13 protein-coding genes and 1 pseudogene are annotated in these 15,360 nt (G+C 70.9%); 6 read left to right on the forward strand and 8 right to left on the reverse strand.

Annotation, left to right across the window (positions count from 1 at the left end):
* Positions 1-130 precede the first annotated feature (130 nt).
* The gene (locus NVU01S_RS21890; protein ID WP_043673220.1) at positions 131-460 is read left to right on the forward strand and encodes a hypothetical protein; all 330 of its coding nucleotides are present in this window, start codon (positions 131-133) and stop codon (positions 458-460) included.
* Positions 461-469: 9 nt separating this feature from the next.
* Here NVU01S_RS21890 and NVU01S_RS21895 read toward each other — a convergent pair whose 3' ends face one another.
* Positions 470-2,068, reverse strand: coding sequence for a carboxylesterase/lipase family protein (locus NVU01S_RS21895; protein WP_082032119.1), 1,599 nt, complete (start codon positions 2,066-2,068; stop codon positions 470-472).
* 199 nt (positions 2,069-2,267) lie between these two features.
* Here NVU01S_RS21895 and NVU01S_RS42585 point away from each other — a divergent pair, with 199 nt between their 5' ends.
* Positions 2,268-2,441, forward strand: coding sequence for a zinc ribbon domain-containing protein (locus NVU01S_RS42585; RefSeq protein ID WP_244467318.1), 174 nt, complete (start codon positions 2,268-2,270; stop codon positions 2,439-2,441).
* Between the two features lie 18 nt (positions 2,442-2,459).
* On the opposite strand, the pseudogene NVU01S_RS42590 reads toward NVU01S_RS42585, so the two are convergent.
* The 7 genes and pseudogenes from NVU01S_RS42590 to NVU01S_RS21930 all read right to left on the reverse strand — a co-directional run.
* Positions 2,460-2,582 (reverse strand): annotated as a pseudogene (locus NVU01S_RS42590) (Rdx family protein); the annotation flags it as partial.
* Between the two features lie 23 nt (positions 2,583-2,605).
* Positions 2,606-2,914: a type II toxin-antitoxin system PemK/MazF family toxin gene (locus NVU01S_RS21905; protein WP_280140771.1), complete on the reverse strand. Its 309-nt coding sequence runs from the start codon at positions 2,912-2,914 to the stop codon at positions 2,606-2,608.
* A complete protein-coding gene (locus NVU01S_RS21910) occupies positions 2,911-3,135 on the reverse strand; it encodes a hypothetical protein (RefSeq protein WP_043673210.1) in 225 nt (74 codons plus the stop codon). The genes NVU01S_RS21905 and NVU01S_RS21910 overlap by 4 nt, the downstream gene beginning before the upstream one ends.
* Before the next feature lie 235 nt (positions 3,136-3,370).
* Positions 3,371-3,646 carry an Rdx family protein gene (locus NVU01S_RS21915; RefSeq protein ID WP_043673393.1) on the reverse strand — a complete coding sequence of 92 codons (276 nt, stop codon included), beginning with the start codon at positions 3,644-3,646 and terminating at the stop codon, positions 3,371-3,373.
* Between the two features lie 16 nt (positions 3,647-3,662).
* On the reverse strand, positions 3,663-4,052 hold the full coding sequence (locus NVU01S_RS21920) for a YchJ family protein (protein ID WP_029901494.1): 390 nt from the start codon (positions 4,050-4,052) through the stop codon (positions 3,663-3,665).
* A gap of 26 nt (positions 4,053-4,078) precedes the next feature.
* Positions 4,079-4,555 (reverse strand): hypothetical protein, encoded by a 477-nt coding sequence (locus NVU01S_RS21925; RefSeq protein ID WP_043673207.1) that lies wholly within the window; start codon positions 4,553-4,555, stop codon positions 4,079-4,081.
* A 13-nt stretch (positions 4,556-4,568) separates the two neighbouring features.
* A complete protein-coding gene (locus tag NVU01S_RS21930) occupies positions 4,569-7,106 on the reverse strand; it encodes an AAA family ATPase (protein WP_082032117.1) in 2,538 nt (845 codons plus the stop codon).
* A gap of 462 nt (positions 7,107-7,568) precedes the next feature.
* Between NVU01S_RS21930 and NVU01S_RS21935 the strand changes: the two genes are divergently transcribed.
* The 4 genes from NVU01S_RS21935 to NVU01S_RS21950 all read left to right on the forward strand — a co-directional run bounded on the left by NVU01S_RS21935 (position 7,569) and on the right by NVU01S_RS21950 (position 15,125).
* Entirely contained in the window at positions 7,569-10,442 is a 2,874-nt protein-coding gene (locus NVU01S_RS21935) for an SWIM zinc finger family protein (protein ID WP_043673204.1), read from the forward strand.
* A gap of 11 nt (positions 10,443-10,453) precedes the next feature.
* Positions 10,454-11,539 (forward strand): ATP-binding protein, encoded by a 1,086-nt coding sequence (locus NVU01S_RS21940; protein WP_043673387.1) that lies wholly within the window; start codon positions 10,454-10,456, stop codon positions 11,537-11,539.
* A gap of 77 nt (positions 11,540-11,616) precedes the next feature.
* On the forward strand, positions 11,617-13,962 hold the full coding sequence (locus tag NVU01S_RS21945) for a DUF5682 family protein (RefSeq protein ID WP_043673383.1): 2,346 nt from the start codon (positions 11,617-11,619) through the stop codon (positions 13,960-13,962).
* Positions 13,959-15,125 carry a VWA domain-containing protein gene (locus NVU01S_RS21950; RefSeq protein ID WP_043673201.1) on the forward strand — a complete coding sequence of 389 codons (1,167 nt, stop codon included), beginning with the start codon at positions 13,959-13,961 and terminating at the stop codon, positions 15,123-15,125. The genes NVU01S_RS21945 and NVU01S_RS21950 overlap by 4 nt, the downstream gene beginning before the upstream one ends.
* The last annotated feature ends 235 nt before the right edge of the window (positions 15,126-15,360 follow it).

The following is a 15,360-nucleotide window of genomic DNA, read 5'->3' on the forward strand; positions in this document are numbered from 1 at the left end:
ACCGGGCGGAAACGGTTCCGTGGCGACGGCCGGTCTGGCAGGGTGCAGCGCGGGGTCTCGTGGCGTGCGCCGCGGGACCACCGCGTGTGCGCACTGTTCACCGACCGCAAGAGCCGAGGAGAGACATCGAATGGGGAAATTCGCCCCCCGTGTGCTGGCCGCCGCCGTATTCGCCGGCTGTGCAATAGGATTCGCGCCGACCGCCGTGGCGGCGCCCTCGATCTACGAACCGAGCATCACCCCGTGCAGCCACTTGTTCCGCACGCCGCTGGAACTGGGCCGCCCGGGCACGACGTATTGGAGTCCGTTCGGCACCGCCGACATCGTCTGCTACGACGCGGGCGCCCTGGGCGTGAGCTACTACCAGCGCGATCCCGGCGGCCAGTGGCACGCCATGAACCAGCTGATCCCGGGCAACTACTTCATCAACGTGTTCGGGTACAACCAGTTGCCTGCGTAGCGGGCACCGTCAGCTGAAGCCCACGGCCTGTTCGCCCCACGCGGTGTGCAGGTCGCGGTCCGGGTTGTCGACCACCCGGTCGACGGTGTCGATCAGCAGCGTGGTCCGGGTCGACGGACGGTACGGCGGCCAATGCTTGGACCCGTCGAGCGCCGCCGGGACGCCGTGCGTGGCGAACGCGAGCCAGCGCCGCATCATCCGGCCCGACACCTCCATGGCCACCTTGCGACCGCCGAGCCAGAACGTCGGATCATGATTGAACGAGCCGAAATTGCCGAACACATAAGGCAATTCGGTGGCATGCCCGGCACCGACCCGGGCCGCGCGCAGCATCGGCGTCGCATGGTCGAACCGGTACATCCAGGTCGGCGAGTGCTGGGCGTGCGCGTCGGCGACCCAGTGCGCCGGCATCCGGAACGCGGCGTCGCCGGACATGGCCAGCGCGCCACGGGTTTTGTCGAGATCGGGATAGGCCGAGGTGATCTCGGCGATCCGCTCGTGTGACCATTCCGGGTGGGCGGCCGCCACGTCGTTGAGCATTGCGTTCACCGCGTCCGGGGTCACCGGCATGATCGGCGAGCGGAACACCCGGAACAGCGAGGCCTCGTCCTTGTTGGTGCCGATCATCAGCGGCACCCGATGCGAGCGGCCGTGCTGGAACCGATCGATCGGATAGGTCGGCAACAGGTCGCCGTCCACCACCGGCGCCGCGGCCAACCGGCCCGGCTCCTTCAGCGGAATCTCGTCCAGCAGGATCCCCGCCACCTCGACGATCTTCTCGATCGGCCAGTCGAGCAGTTCGACCGCGCGCGAGGCGGGCAGCTCCAGCAGTTCCAGGAAGCGCCGGGCCACCCCGGCCGCCCGGTTCTTGCCGAACACCGTGGTCGCGGGCGGGCTCTGCGCGATCGCCTTGTGGAACAGCCCGGCCGCACTCGGTGAGGTGAGCAATGCCGTGACGCAGCCCGCGCCGGAGGATTCGCCGAACAGCGTGACATTGCCCGGGTCGCCACCGAACGCGGCGATGTTGTCGCGCACCCAGGCCAGCGCGGCGATCTGATCGTGCAGGCCGAGATTCGGGGTGAACGGGCCGGGCAGCGAGGACAGATCGAGGAAGCCGAGCGCGCCGAGCCGGTAGTTCACCGTGACCACCACGACATCGCCGGTCTCGGCGAGTTTGCGGCCGTCGTAGATGCCCTGGGCCGCCGTCCCGAGGCAGTAGGCGCCGCCGTGCAGCCAGACCAGGACCGGGCGCGGTTCACCCGAATCGAACGGCTCGATCGCTTCGCCGTCCGCACGCCGGGGCGCCCAGACGTTCAGCCACAGGCAGTCCTCGCCCATCCGCAGGTCCGAATCGACCGGAACCATATTGCCCATGGTCTGCGGCGCGATCTCGCCGAACGCGGCGCAGTCGCGGATGCCGTCCCAGCTCGGCGCGGGCCGCGGCGGCCGGAAGCGGTCGGCCCCGCTCGGCGCGGCCGCGTAGGGGATGCTGCGCCAGTAGGCGATCGGTCCGTCCCAGCGTCCGCGCACTTTTCCCGCGGCCGTGGCGACCACTGGCTCGGCGCCGCGCACCTCCCAGTCCGGTGCTGTCTCGAACTGTGTGCCCATGTTCGCACCTCCCACCAGCGACCCGTTGGTGTGCTGCCGGTTTGCTCCAGCGGGTCCCGCACCTCGTGATCTCTTCTTCGAGAGTACGTCCATCCTGACGGTGTAAACGTGCGACGCACCATGCTGAGACCATGGGCGGTACGCTTTACCGATGCCGAGTTACAGCTATCGGTGCCGCAGTTGCGGGGACACCTTCGAGATGAACCGCCCGATGGCGGAGTCGTCGGCGCCGGCGTCCTGCCCGAGCGGCCACGCCGACACAGTCAAGCTGCTGACCACGTTCGGCACGGTCAGCCGGGGTGGCGCGGCGGCGACGCCGAGTCCGCCATCGGCCCCCTCCGGCGGCTGCTGCGGCGGCGGTTGCTGCGCCTGACCCCGGCGCGGCAACGATTCAGTCGCGGCGATCGGCGTGGCCGAGATCACGTTCGGGGGCGACCCGGTCGCGTACCCGTTGCTTGAGCACTGCGATGTCGGGAAAACCGCCGTCCGCCTTGCGCTCCCACACCTGAGCACCTAAAGGGCTCCCGAAGCACACGCTCACAGTCTCAGGTATCGGCGTATTGCCTGATCCAACACAGCCTGCTCGGCTGCTGACAGGAACCCCACCGACTCCAGCACGTAGTTCGTGTCCAACGATCGAATCTGATCGACCATCAACAACGTTCGCTGATCCATGAGTTCGATTGCCGGTCGCCACGGAGAATCCTGCGCGCCCGTGGAGGTCGGGACCACGGTCACCATGCTCCAGTTCGTCACAGACAGGATCACCCCATACCGCCTACCCCGCTGTTCGTGTCCGCGCTTCACCTCCCCCAAGTTGATCTTGTGGATTGCGCCCCGGATCACCAGGCATCCGGTTCGTCGCTGAGATCCTCACCAGCGTCGAGAAGCTGGTTCGCCACTTCTTGGGCCTGCCGCTCCCACTCCAGTTGCTCCAAAGCCTCCAGGGAACGCCGCAATACGTCTGTCTGCGTCTCACCCTCACGTGCGAGCTTGATCAGCAGTTCCCGGTCATGCCCATTGGGCCTGAAACCTATAGTTGTTCCCTTGCCTCGGGCCTGCGTCACGCCCGTCCGAGGCTGATCCGACTGCTTCTTACTTCTAGCCTTCGTGGTCCTGTCCCGAGCTCTATTCCCCGTTGCCGCCATGCACCCCATCTTACCTGCGTGTTTTACATTTGTGCAACAACATGAACGCAGTCACGGCACATCGCCTTCGAGCTGAGACCACGCGATGCCGCCCTGCTCCGAGATGGATGAACCGCCCGGTCCGGACACCCGCGCTCGATCACGGAGCAACGATTCAGTCGCGGCGATCGGCGTGGCCGAGATCACGTTCGGGGGCGACCCGGTCGCGTACCCGTTGCTTGAGCACTGCGATGTCGGGAAAACCGCCGTCCGCCTTGCGCTCCCACACCTGAGCGCCGTCGACGGTGATCCGGAAGACGCCACCGGTGCCCGGAACCAGCGCCACCTCACCGAGTTCGGCCGCGAAGGTGGTCAGCAGTTCCTGCGCCATCCAACTGGCACGCAGCAACCAGCGGCACTGGGTGCAGTATTCGATCGCGACACGCGGCATGCCGGTCACCGTACCCTCAGGCCTCGATCTCGCCGTCCAGGTAGACCCAGGCCCCGTCGGCGCGCAGGAATCGGCTCACCTCGTGCAGCGAACCGCGGGTGCCGTCCGCGCGGTAGTGCGCGACGAACTCGACCAGCCCGGACTCGTCGAACAGCCCGCCGTCCGCGGTGCGCAGGATCTCCAGGAACAGCCACCGCTGCCCCGGATCCAGGTCCACCTCGGCGGGCCGGGTGCGCGGATGCCATGACTGCTTCAGATATTCGGTGTCCCCCACCGCGAATGCGGTGTAGCGCGAACGCATCAACGCCTCGGCGGTCGCCGCCGCACGTTTCCCGTTCAGCACCGGCCCGCAGCAGTCGTCGAAGGCTTCGCCTCGGCCACACGGACACATCCGCGTCCCACTCATCCCTTGATTCTCGCGCGTCACCCTGATCACAGCTCACCCCGGGGTGGCCTCGACGCGGATGCACCGGCCGCGGCCAGGTCCGCGGCGAGCGCCACGGTCTGTTCGCGCCAACGGCGCAGATCGGTGACGCTCGGGGCGAGTTCGTAATCGTGGTGGTGCGCGGCGCGCGACAGCGCGGCCCACAGCACGCCCACCCGGGCCGCCACCTCCGGTCCGGCGAAGGCCCGCAACGCGATCAGCTGCGCGCGCATCGGACAGCGCATCAGGGCGGGCGCCACCCGGACCCACAGCTCGTCCACCGACTGTTCCAGCGCGATGCGCAGGATCCACGCGGTGGCCCGGGACCACAGTCCGCCCGCGTCGGTGACCGCGCCGGAGAGCAGCTTGTCGACCGTGTCCAGTCGCTCGGCCACCGACGGCCGCGGCCTCGGCTTCGGTTGTCCCGGTTTGCCATTGCGCCGCGGGCCGCGGCGCGGACCGCGCGGGGTACGCCGCTCGGTCATCGGCACGCCTTCGTCATCGAGCCAGCCAGGCGACGAATCGTTCGGTCTCGGTGATCAATTCGCGCATGCTGCGGCCGATCGGCACATGCGCGCCCGCGGTGGCGTCGCGCAGCGCCTCGACCACCCACTTGCCTTCGCGGGCGACCAGATGCTTGTTGAGATCGTCCACCTTGCCGCCCACCCCCATCACCGCGAGCGCGACCTTCGCCCGGGTGGAGTGGGCGGAATCGATGTAGCGCTCCACTTCCCGGTGGTTCATGCCGTCGGCGAGCAGGGTGCGCCGGGCCCGGGACAGACTGGCCGCCTCCACCGCCGACCGGCAGCAGGTGGCGACGAGTTCGTCGGCGATCGCCTGCGGCAGCTGCGGGGTGCGCACGAGCGCGCGGGCATCATCGAGATAGCGGCGGACCGGATCGCTGGACACGCGCACCTCGACCACGGACCGATCGCGCCGCTGCACCTCCAGCACGGTGGCGTCGAGCTCCATCCGGCGCACCGCCTCGGCGAGGCGCTCGTCATGGGTGAACACCACCACCTGCCGCGTCCAGGCGACCGCGGCGAGCACCTGGGCCAGGCCGTCCACCTTCGCCGGGTCCATGGCCTGCACCGGGTCATCGATCATGACGAAACGGAACGGGCTCTCCTCGACCGTGGCCCGCGGCAGGAACAACGACAGGCCGAGCGCGTGCAACTCGCCCTGGCTCATCACGCCGAGCGCGGCGCCGTCCACCTCGTCGACGGTGACGTCGAGCAGCACCCGGCGCGCCGTTCCGGCATTGCCCTGCAAGCGAATCGCGCCGAGCTCCACGTTGCTCTGCTGGCGCAGCGTCTGCCAGACCCAGCGCGCCGTGGTCTCCAACGGCGTCATGCGCTCTCCGCGCAGGCCCGCGGTGGCCGACTTGAGCCACTCCTCGGCCTTCTTGGTGGTGCGCAGTTCCGCGGCGTGCGCGGCGACCTCGCGCGCGCCCTCCAGCCAGCTCACGATGCGCGGCACCAGCGGGGTCCACACCTCGTCGAGCCGGTCGAGCTCCTTGCGGGTGCCCTGCTGCACCTGCTCGAGTTCGTCGACCAGTCTGGCGTGCGCGCCGCGCAGCCGGTCCGGCAGCTCGGCGCTGTAGTCGGCGGCGGTGAGCGCGGCCCAGTCGGCCCAGGCCCGGCGCACCGCCGAGGTGTCCACCGAGGGCGGGTTGCGCGGGTCGTACTCCAGTTCCGGCGGCACGAGATCGGGCAGCGATCGGGCGGCCTGCAACGCGCGGCCGAGTTCGGTGCGCGCGGTGGTCAAGGCGTCGACCCGCGCGGCCAGCCTCGCGATGGAATCGTCGGCCTGCGTCAGCCACGCGTCGTCCAGCGCACCGCGACCGCACACCGGACACGGACACGCACCGCTCGCCGCATGGTGCGCCCGGGCCCGGCGCAGCAGCTCGAGCACCCGCAGATCGGCCTCGGCGTCGGCGGTGGTGCCCTCGGTCAGCGCGGTGCCGCACTCGGCGAGCCGGGTGGCCACCGCCGCCACCTCCGCCGCGCTGGGCAGGGTGAGCCGCACGATCGCGCGCAGGCCGGCCGGGCCGCCGGGGTCGTCGAAGGTGCCGATCACCTCGTTGCCCACCGCGGTGAGATCCGGTTGCGCGGGCCGCAGCAGGCCGGTGACCCGCACCGCGCGGTCGTCGGCCACGCCGTCGAGCGCCTCCAGCAGTTCGAGCCGCTCCTGCCGGGAATCCCGCACGGCGCGTTCCAATTCCAGGCGGCGCAGCCGAATCCGCTCCTGCGCCAACGTCAGTTCGTCGAGGCCGAGCAGTTGGTGCAGCGCGTCGAACAGGTCACTCGGTTTGCCGTCGACCAGCGCGCCGAGTTCGCTGTAGGACAGGAACGGGCGGTACAGCTCCAGGCGTCCCGCCCACCGGTCGACGTCGAATTCCGTTGGCGCGCCGGGGGGATGCCGTTCGGTCCAGTGCGCGTCGGCCAGGTCCGCGTCGGCCGCCCACTCCTTGGCGATAGTGAGCATCGCGGAGCGACTCCATGAGGGGTGGTGGTCGGGCGACGGGTGGGCGAGCATCGCGGAGCGATTCCGTGGGGGGTGGTGGTCGGGCGACGGGTGGGCCGACTGACTGCCCGCGCTGAACAACTCGACCTCGATGCGCGCCGACTCGCCGGCGTGCAGGTTGCGCCACCCCTCGCGCCAGGCCGCCGACCGGCCGTCCCAGCGCCGATTCCCGCCGGTGAACACCAGTTCCGCGGCTTCGGCGAAACTGGATTTGCCGCTGCCGTTGCGGCCCACCACGAGGGTGAGCCCGGGCCCCGGCGGCAACTGCAGTTCCGCCTCCGGGCCGATGCCGCGGAAACCGCGCACCCGGATGGTCCGCAGAAAGATCCCGCAGTCGTCGAATACCGGTGCGCGGTCGTCGTTTTCGCTGCCACCGAGGGCGCGCAGGACGGTGCGAGCCACCGAAGGGGTCACCGCGGGGTCCGCGGCGAGCCTGCGGGTGACCACCTCGCTCAGCCGCGGCACCGGATCGGCGTCGGGACGCATCTCGTCGGGAACCCCCTCCACCACCGAGCCGCTACAGGTCCTTTCGATCCCGTGCGCCCGCCTGACGCGCAGGCGCTTCCGGCGGCGCACTGTCGAAGCTGTGCGAAACGCTACCCGATCGGGCCGCTTTCGCCCACCGGAGACGGCGGTGGTGAACCTGGTGCGAATCTGCCCGCGGGGATGGATATGGCCATCGAATCGGCTGGGGCCGCGCTTCGATGTCCACCCCTCGCCAGCCCCGGCGGGCAGCTCGATGGTGTAACACCCGATTTGGGTGGCTCGGTCGAGCCGAACAGGACAGAATGCCAGACAACCCCCACCTGTGCAAGATGTTTTGGGTATCGAATCCATCGACGGCACAGTATTTTCCGTGCCACCGGCCGACCCGCCGGGCCGTCGCGCGCCCCCGCGAACCCCTGCCGGGGTGACGGCAGACTTGTCGGTGGGCTGCGGTAGAAATCCGTCAACCGAGGAACGGGGGAACACATGCCGCGCTGGAGCGAGGACCAGGTCACGGCGCTCGCACCGGACGCGAGCTCGCTGTCCGCCGCGCGCGGGCTGGCCGGGCGCTGGCGCGGTACCGGGCGGCACGACACCGCGCTGTGGGGGCTGTGCCAGGGCAGCGGCGCCAAGCCGTATCAGACCGTCGTCGATCTCGACGGACCTGCCTACAAATGCTCTTGCCCCAGTCGCAAATTCCCGTGCAAGCACGCGCTGTCGCTGTTGCTCGAATGGGCGGCGGGCCGCGTCGAGGACGTGCCGGTACTCGCCGACTTCGCGGCCGCGTGGATCGATGGCCGGGCGGCCCGCGCCGCGCGGCCCACACCGGCCGCCGCCGGGCGCACGGCGAATCCGGCCACGGCCGAACAGCGCCGGGTCCGGGTCACCGCGGGGCTGGCGGAACTCGAGGTCTGGCTCGGCGACCAGGTCCGCACCGGCCTCGCTCAGACCGACCGCTCGTTCCGTGCGTTCGAGACGATCGCCGCCCGCATGGTCGATGCCCAGGCCCCCGGTGTCGCCGCCGCGTTGCGTCAGCTGCCGGTCACCGTGGTGACCAAGCCCGATTGGCCGGACGCGGTGCTGCGCGAATACGCACGGCTGCATCTGCTGATCGCCGCCCATCGCCGGCTCGACGACCTGGCCCCTGCGCTACAGGCCAGCGTCCGCACCCACATCGGCTATCCGAATCCGGCCGAGTCGGTGCGCGCCGAACCGGCGGTCCGGGACCGGTGGATGGTGCTCGGCGTCCGCATCACCGAGGAGGAGCGCCTCTACACCCGGCGCACCTGGCTGTACGGGCGGGCGTCGCGACGCTGGGCACTGGTGGTGGACCATTCGTTCGGGTCGCCCGGCTTCCCCGCCGAGGTACCGGCGCTGGGCTTGCTCGCCGACGCGGAGCTGCACTTCTACCCGGGCGCCGCCCCGCTGCGCGCGCTGTGGGGTGAACAGCACAGTGCGCCAGAGCCTTTCACGACGCTGCCGGTTTCCCCGGACCGGCCGGGCACCATCGCGGCGGCGCTGGCCGAGCACGCCGCGGCCCTCGGCGCCGACCCCTGGCTGCGCGGCTGGCCGGTGCTGCTCGTCGACGTCGTGCCGGTCCATTCCGAAAGCGGTTGGTACATAGTCGGATCCGATGGGGCGGCGCTACCGGTGTCGAGTGCCGAGCAGCCCTGGCGGCTGCTGGGCGTCTCGGGCGGGCACCCGGTGACCGTCGCCGCCGAATGGACCACCGCCGGTTTGACGCCGATCTCGGTGTGCACGGCGGGCGAGGTCCTCGATCTGGCGCGGATCGATCCGGCCGGTCGCGGGGCGGCGAATACCCCGGCGCCGCAGGGTGCCGGCGGAAACGACCTGACCGCGGTCGCACTGCTGGGCACCGCCCGACGGGCGCCCGACCTCGCCCAGCTCGCCGCACCGGTCGCCGAAATGGCCGCACACCTGCCCGCCGACCCGGCCGTGCGGCTCCTCGAATCTGCCGCACTCCAGGATGTTTTCGCGCGCGGTGGCGCGCGGGCGAGCACCGCGACCACGCCCGAACCCGCCGCCGACGACACCCGGTCCCTGCTGCCGCAGCCGGCGGCGGCCCGCCTCGCGCGCATGCTGCGCGAGCGCTCCCCCTTCCTGCCCGAATGGTTCGCCGCCGCCACGCCGCACGACTACCGTGCCCCTGACGCGCTGTGCGCCCAGTTGCTGGATCAAGCCAAGAGCAACACCGAACTCCGGCAGCCGCTGCTGCGTCTCGCTGGCACCCGCGGACGATGGCTCGCCGACCAACATCCGGAATGGCGAAACCTGGTGAGCGCCCAGCCCGCCCCGGCCTCGGCGGCGCAACTGTGGCAGTACGGCCAACCGCCGCAACGTCTGGCCTGGCTCGCCGAACTCCGTCGCACCGATGCCGACGCGGCGCGCGAGACACTCGCGACGGCCTGGCCCAAGGAATCCGGTCCGCTGAAAGCCGAACTGCTCGCGGTGCTCGCCGACGGCCTCGCGCGCGCCGACGAGCCGCTGCTGGAGGCGGGACTGGACGACCGGCGCGCCGATGTGCGCCGCGCCGCCGCGGGACTGCTTGCGCTACTCCCCGATTCGGCGTTCGCCCAGCGCATGACCCGGCGCGCGGGTGCGTGGATCCGGGTGGAGCACCGGCTGCTGCACACCGAACTCGTGGTCGCCCTGCCGGAGACGCTCGATCAGGCGGCGCAGCGCGACGGCATCAGCGACCGCGCGGTCGAGTTCAGTTACCGGTGGGGCGGCGCGCCCGACAGCGCCGCGGGCCGACTCCGCCAGCTCGTCGCCGCGACGCCGCTGGCGCACTGGACGAGCGTGCTCGGCAGCCCGGCCAAGGTCGTCAAGGCCAAGATCGACGACCGCTTCCGCCAGCCGATCTTCGACGGCTGGGTGGACGCCGCACTGGCACAGCACGATTCGACCTGGGCGCGGGTCCTGTTCGACGCGGGCGTACCGACCGACCTCGCCATGCTGCGCAGGCGCGAGCTGTTCGCGTTGCTGCCGCTGCCCGACCGGACCAGACATCTGCTCGCGCTGGACGGGTCCTGGCTCTCCGAGATCGAGGCCCTGCTGCCCGCCATGGGACACCCGTGGCCGGAACCGCTGGCACAGCACATGATTCTGCTGCTGTTCGAGCGGGCCCGCGCGGCGGCGCGCCGGCCCGAGACGCACGGCACCAGCCCCAGCGCGCACCGCTCGCTGCTGTCCGCGGCGGCGGTACACCTGCCCGTTTCCGCGGCCGGCGCGGCGAGCGTCTCGGCGCGGCGCTGCGGCGACACCGCCTGGGAGCGGGCCTTCGAGAAACTCGCCGATGACCTCAACCACCGCTCGATGATGCTCGAGGAGTTGCAGTGACCACCGACAACATGGCGCCTGATCTGCTGCGTCCGCACGCCGAACAGTCCTACGCCACGGAATTGCGCGCCCTCGCGGCCGCCGACGACCGGCCACGCCCGCCGTCCTGGCGGCTCTCGCCGTGGGCGGTGGTCACCTATCTGCTCGGCGGCACCCTCGATGACGGCACCGTGATCAGCCCGAAGTACGTGGGGCCGCGCAGGCTCATGGAGGTCGCCGTCGCGACCCTGGCCACCGATCGCGCGCTGCTGCTGCTCGGCGTCCCCGGTACGGCCAAAACCTGGGTCTCCGAACATCTTTCGGCCGCGATCAGCGGCGCCTCGACACTGCTCGTGCAGGGCACGTCGGGCACCGCCGAAGAGGCGATCCGGTACGGCTGGAACTATGCCCGGCTGCTCGCCGAGGGCCCGAGCGAGGGCGCGCTGGTGCCGTCGCCGGTACTGACCGCGATGCGCACCGGCGCCATCGCCCGCGTCGAGGAGCTCACCCGCATCCCGTCCGACGTGCAGGACGCGCTGATCACGGTGCTGTCCGAGAAGACGCTGCCGATCCCCGAACTCGGCACCGAGGTGCAGGCGGCGAAGGGCTTCAATGTCATCGCCACCGCCAACGATCGCGACCGCGGCGTGAACGAGTTGTCCTCCGCGCTGCGCCGCCGCTTCAACACCGTGGTGCTGCCGCTGCCGGCCGGCGAGGACGAGGAGGTCGAGATCGTGAGCCGCCGGGTGGCACAGCTCGGGGCCGCGCTGGAGCTGCCGACGGTGCCCGCCGCGGCCGAGGAGGTGCGCCGGGTGGTGCGCGTCTTCCGTGAGCTGCGCTCCGGTATCACCGCCGACGGCCGGACCAAGCTCAAATCGCCCTCCGGCACCCTGTCCACCGCCGAGGCGATCTCGGTGATCACCAACGGGATCGCGCTGTCGGCGCACTTCGGCGACGGCGTGCTGCGCGCCGCCGATATCGCGGGCGCGGTACTCGGCTCGGTGATCAAGGACCCGGTCGCCGATGCCGTCGTGTGGACCGAGTACCTGGAAGCCGTGGTGCGGGAACGCCCGGAGTGGTCGGACTTCTATCGCGCCTGCCGCGAGATCAGCGGGTAGGCGTGCGAGATTCGACCGGCACGGCCGGAGACGATTCGACCGGCGCGGCCGGAGGCGACACGACGACCAGCAGCGCGATGACCGCTGGCGCGGCAGGCGATCCGGTCACCCGGGTGTTCGGCATCCGGCACCACGGGCCGGGCTCGGCGCGGTCGCTGCGCTCGGCGCTGACCGAATTCCGGCCCGACACCATTCTGATCGAGGGCCCGGCGGACGCCGATCCCCTGGTCGGCTATGTCGCCGCGGCGGGAATGGCGCCGCCGGTCGCGTTGCTCGCCTACGTGCCCGACGCGCCGGCCAAGGCGGCGTTCTGGCCGTACGCGGTGTTCTCGCCGGAGTGGCAGGCGCTGTCGTACGCAGCGGAACATCAAGTGCCCGTTCGGTTCTGCGATCTTCCCGCCACCACGGTGCTGGCCGCCGAGGACGAGCCGGGCGAGCGGTTCGACCCGCTCACCGCGCTGGCCACGGCGGGCGGCTACGACGATGCCGAGCGGTGGTGGGACGCGGTGGTCGAATCCGCGCCGGACGCCGACGCTTTCGACGCGATCACCGAGGCGATGGGCGCACTGCGCGAGGCGGCGGATCGGTCCGAGCCGCCGGTGCTCGACCTGCGACCGGCGGAAGCCGAACGCGCCGAAGCGGATTCGGTCGACGAGGCGATCGCCGACGTGCTCGAACCGGATCCCGCGCCGCTCGGGCCCGCCCGGATCGATGCGCACACGCTGCGGCGCGAGGCCTACATGCGCCAGACCATGCGCAAGGCGGTGAAGGCGGGTTCGCGGCGGCTCGCCGTGGTCTGCGGCGCCTGGCACGCACCCGCGTTGGCGGGCAAGCTCGGCCCCGCGGCGGCCGACGCCCGGCTGTTGAAAGGCCTGCCGAAGACGAAGGCCACGCTGACCTGGGTGCCGTGGACACATTCACGCCTGTCCAGCCGTTCCGGCTACGGCGCGGGCATCACCTCGCCGGGCTGGTATCACCATCTGTTCGCCGAAACCGAGCGCCCGATCGTCCGCTGGCTCACCAAGGTGGCCGGCGTGCTGCGCGGGCACGATCTGCCGGTCTCCAGCGCGCACATCATCGAGGCGGTCCGCCTCGCCGATACGCTGGCCGGCCTGCGCGGCCGTCCGCTGGCCGGGCTGTCCGAAGTCACCGAGGCCACCCGTGCGGTGATGTGCGGGGGCGACGAGACGATGCTGCGCTGGGTGGTCGAGGAACTGGTCGTCGGCGAGGCGCTGGGCACCGTGCCCGAGGGCACGCCGACCGTCCCGCTGGACGCGGATCTGCGCGCCCGGATCCGGACGCTGCGGATGAAACAGGAGCCCTCGGCCCGCACCGTCGACCTCGACCTGCGCAAGGAGCGCGAGGTCGAACGCTCCCGGCTGCTGCATCGGCTGCGGGTGCTCGAGATCCCCTGGGGCACGTTGACCACCAGCGAGGTGCGTAGCACCGGCACCTTCCGGGAGACCTGGACGCTGCAATGGCGGCCGGACTACGCGATTTCGATCATCGAGGCCTCGCGCTGGGGCACCACCGTGCGCACCGCCGCCGCGGCGAAGATTCTCGACACCGCGCATCGCGCGGACAGCGGCGTCGGCGACCTCACCGCCGCACTGGAGGTGGCGCTGCTGGCCGACCTCGGCGACGCCACCGACGGCTTGATCGCCCGGCTGGCCTCGGTGGCCGCGCTGGATCACGACATCACCCATCTGCTCGCGGCGCTGCCCGGCCTGATCCGGACCCTGCGCTACGGCGATGTGCGCGGCACCGACGTACAGGCGCTCGCGCACGTCGCGGACGGCCTGCTGGTCCGGGTGTGCGCGGGCCTGCCCGGCGCGGTGACCGGTCTGGACACCGACGCGGCCACCGAATTCCGCACGCTGCTCGACGCGGCGCACACCGCGATCAACACCCGCGACGACGGCTGGGCCACCGGCGAGTGGCTGGGCGCGTTACGCCGCCTCGCCGATCGGGACGACGTGCACGGCGCGCTCGTCGGCCGCGCGGTCCGGCTGCTCTGCGACGGGGGCAGCATCGATGACACCGAATCCGCGCGCCGGCTCTCCGCCGCACTGTCCGTCGGCAACACCGCCGCCGCCAAGGCGGCGTGGATCGACGGGTTCCTCGGTGGCCGCGGGCTGCTGCTGGTGCACGACCGAGAGTTGTTGCGCCGCATCGACGACTGGTTGCGCGAACTACGCGAGGATCAGTTCGTCGAAACCCTGCCCCTGCTGCGCCGGACCTTCGCCGCGTTCGAATCGGGCGAGCGCCGGGCGATCGGTCAGGCGGTGCGCGACGGCGGTCCGGTCGCGGCCGGCGCCGACGCCGCCGGGGACTTCGATATCGAGCGCGGCACCCGCGCACTGACCACCGCCGCGGCGATCCTGGGCGTCCCGATCCCGCACCGGCAGGAGGCGAAGCGATGAACGCGGTCGATGAAACACAGGCGCGCCGTTGGCGTCTGGTGCTCGGCACCGCCGCCGAAGCGGGTCTCGGCGGGCTGGACTCGGCCGACGACGTCGCCATGGATCGGGCGCTGTCGGCGCTGTACAACGACGACGAGCCGGACCGGAGCTCCGGCAAGCGAACCGGCGGCCTGCAGAGTTCCGCGCCACGGGTGGCCCGCTGGCTCGGCGATATCCGCAACTATTTCCCGTCGACCGTGGTCGAGGTGATGCAGCGCGACGCGGTGCAGCGATTGAACCTCACCCAGTTGCTGCTGGAGCCGGAGCTGCTCGAGGCGGTGGAGCCGGATGTGCACCTGGTCGGCACCCTGCTGAGCCTGAACCGGGTGATGCCCGAAACCACCAAGGCCACCGCACGTCTGGTGGTGGCGAAGGTGGTGCGCGAGATCGAGCAGCGCATCGCCGCACACACCGTCGCCGCCGTCTCGGGCGCGTTGAACCGGGCCGCCCGGGTGGCCCGGCCCCGGCTGCGTGATATCGACTGGGACCGCACCATTCGCAAGAACCTGGCCAACTATCTGCCCGAACAGCGCACGGTCGTACCGCAGCGGCTGGTCGGCTACGGCCGCAAAGCCCAAGCGGTGCAGCGCGATGTGGTGCTCGCCATCGATCAATCCGGTTCGATGGCGTCGAGTGTGGTCTACGCCTCGGTGTTCGGCGCGGTGCTCGCCTCGATGCGCTCGCTGCGCACCTCCCTGGTGGTCTTCGACACCGAAATCGTCGATCTCACCGACAAACTCGACGATCCGGTGGAGGTCCTCTTCGGCACGCAGCTCGGCGGCGGGACCGATATCAACCGCGCCATCGCCTACGCGCAGTCCCTGATCACCCGCCCCGCCGACACCCTGTTCGTACTCATCTCCGACCTTTACGAGGGCGGTGTCCGGGACGAGATGTTGCGGCGGATCCATGCGATGAAGGAATCCGGCGTCCAGGTCGTCGCCTTGCTCGCGCTCTCCGACGAAGGCGCGCCCGCCTTCGATCACGAGAACGCCGCCGCCCTGGCCGCGCTCGGCGTGCCAGCCTTCGCCTGCACCCCCGACAAATTCCCGGAGCTGCTGGCCGTCGCGCTGGATCGCGGCGACCTCCGGTCGTGGGCCGATGCGAACACCGGCGGGAGTTAGCGATGCCGGTCATGCATCCCCGTGCGCATGACCGGCCTCGCCCGCTGGGACGAACGGGGACCGGACTCAGCCGGAAAGGGTGGAGATGCCCTGGATCAGGCCGATGAGATTCGAGGCGATGCCGAGCAGAGTACTGAGCGAGCTGAGCAGCTCCATGGAACTCCTATCTGAACGGGCGACCGGACAGCTCAGCAGATCGTACGACAGGGGTGCGGCGCGGGAGATCGGTTCCGTG

It is taken from the genome of Nocardia vulneris (assembly GCF_001613425.1).
In the GTDB taxonomy this organism is placed as follows: Bacteria; Actinomycetota; Actinomycetes; order Mycobacteriales; family Mycobacteriaceae; genus Nocardia; species Nocardia vulneris.

Excerpts from the sequence above, each read along its gene's own strand:
- NVU01S_RS21925 (WP_043673207.1), bottom strand. The coding sequence starts at position 4,555 with ATGACCGAGCGGCGTACCCCGCGCGGTCCGCGCCGCGGCCCGCGGCGC.
- NVU01S_RS42585 (WP_244467318.1), top strand. The coding sequence starts at position 2,268 with ATGAACCGCCCGATGGCGGAGTCGTCGGCGCCGGCGTCCTGCCCGAGC.
- NVU01S_RS21895 (WP_082032119.1), bottom strand. The coding sequence starts at position 2,068 with ATGGGCACACAGTTCGAGACAGCACCGGACTGGGAGGTGCGCGGCGCC.
- NVU01S_RS21890 (WP_043673220.1), top strand. The coding sequence starts at position 131 with ATGGGGAAATTCGCCCCCCGTGTGCTGGCCGCCGCCGTATTCGCCGGC.
- NVU01S_RS21940 (WP_043673387.1), top strand. The coding sequence starts at position 10,454 with ATGGCGCCTGATCTGCTGCGTCCGCACGCCGAACAGTCCTACGCCACG.
- NVU01S_RS21915 (WP_043673393.1), bottom strand. The coding sequence starts at position 3,646 with ATGCCGCGTGTCGCGATCGAATACTGCACCCAGTGCCGCTGGTTGCTG.
- NVU01S_RS21935 (WP_043673204.1), top strand. The coding sequence starts at position 7,569 with ATGCCGCGCTGGAGCGAGGACCAGGTCACGGCGCTCGCACCGGACGCG.
- NVU01S_RS21950 (WP_043673201.1), top strand. The coding sequence starts at position 13,959 with ATGAACGCGGTCGATGAAACACAGGCGCGCCGTTGGCGTCTGGTGCTC.
- NVU01S_RS21945 (WP_043673383.1), top strand. The coding sequence starts at position 11,617 with ATGACCGCTGGCGCGGCAGGCGATCCGGTCACCCGGGTGTTCGGCATC.
- NVU01S_RS21920 (WP_029901494.1), bottom strand. The coding sequence starts at position 4,052 with ATGAGTGGGACGCGGATGTGTCCGTGTGGCCGAGGCGAAGCCTTCGAC.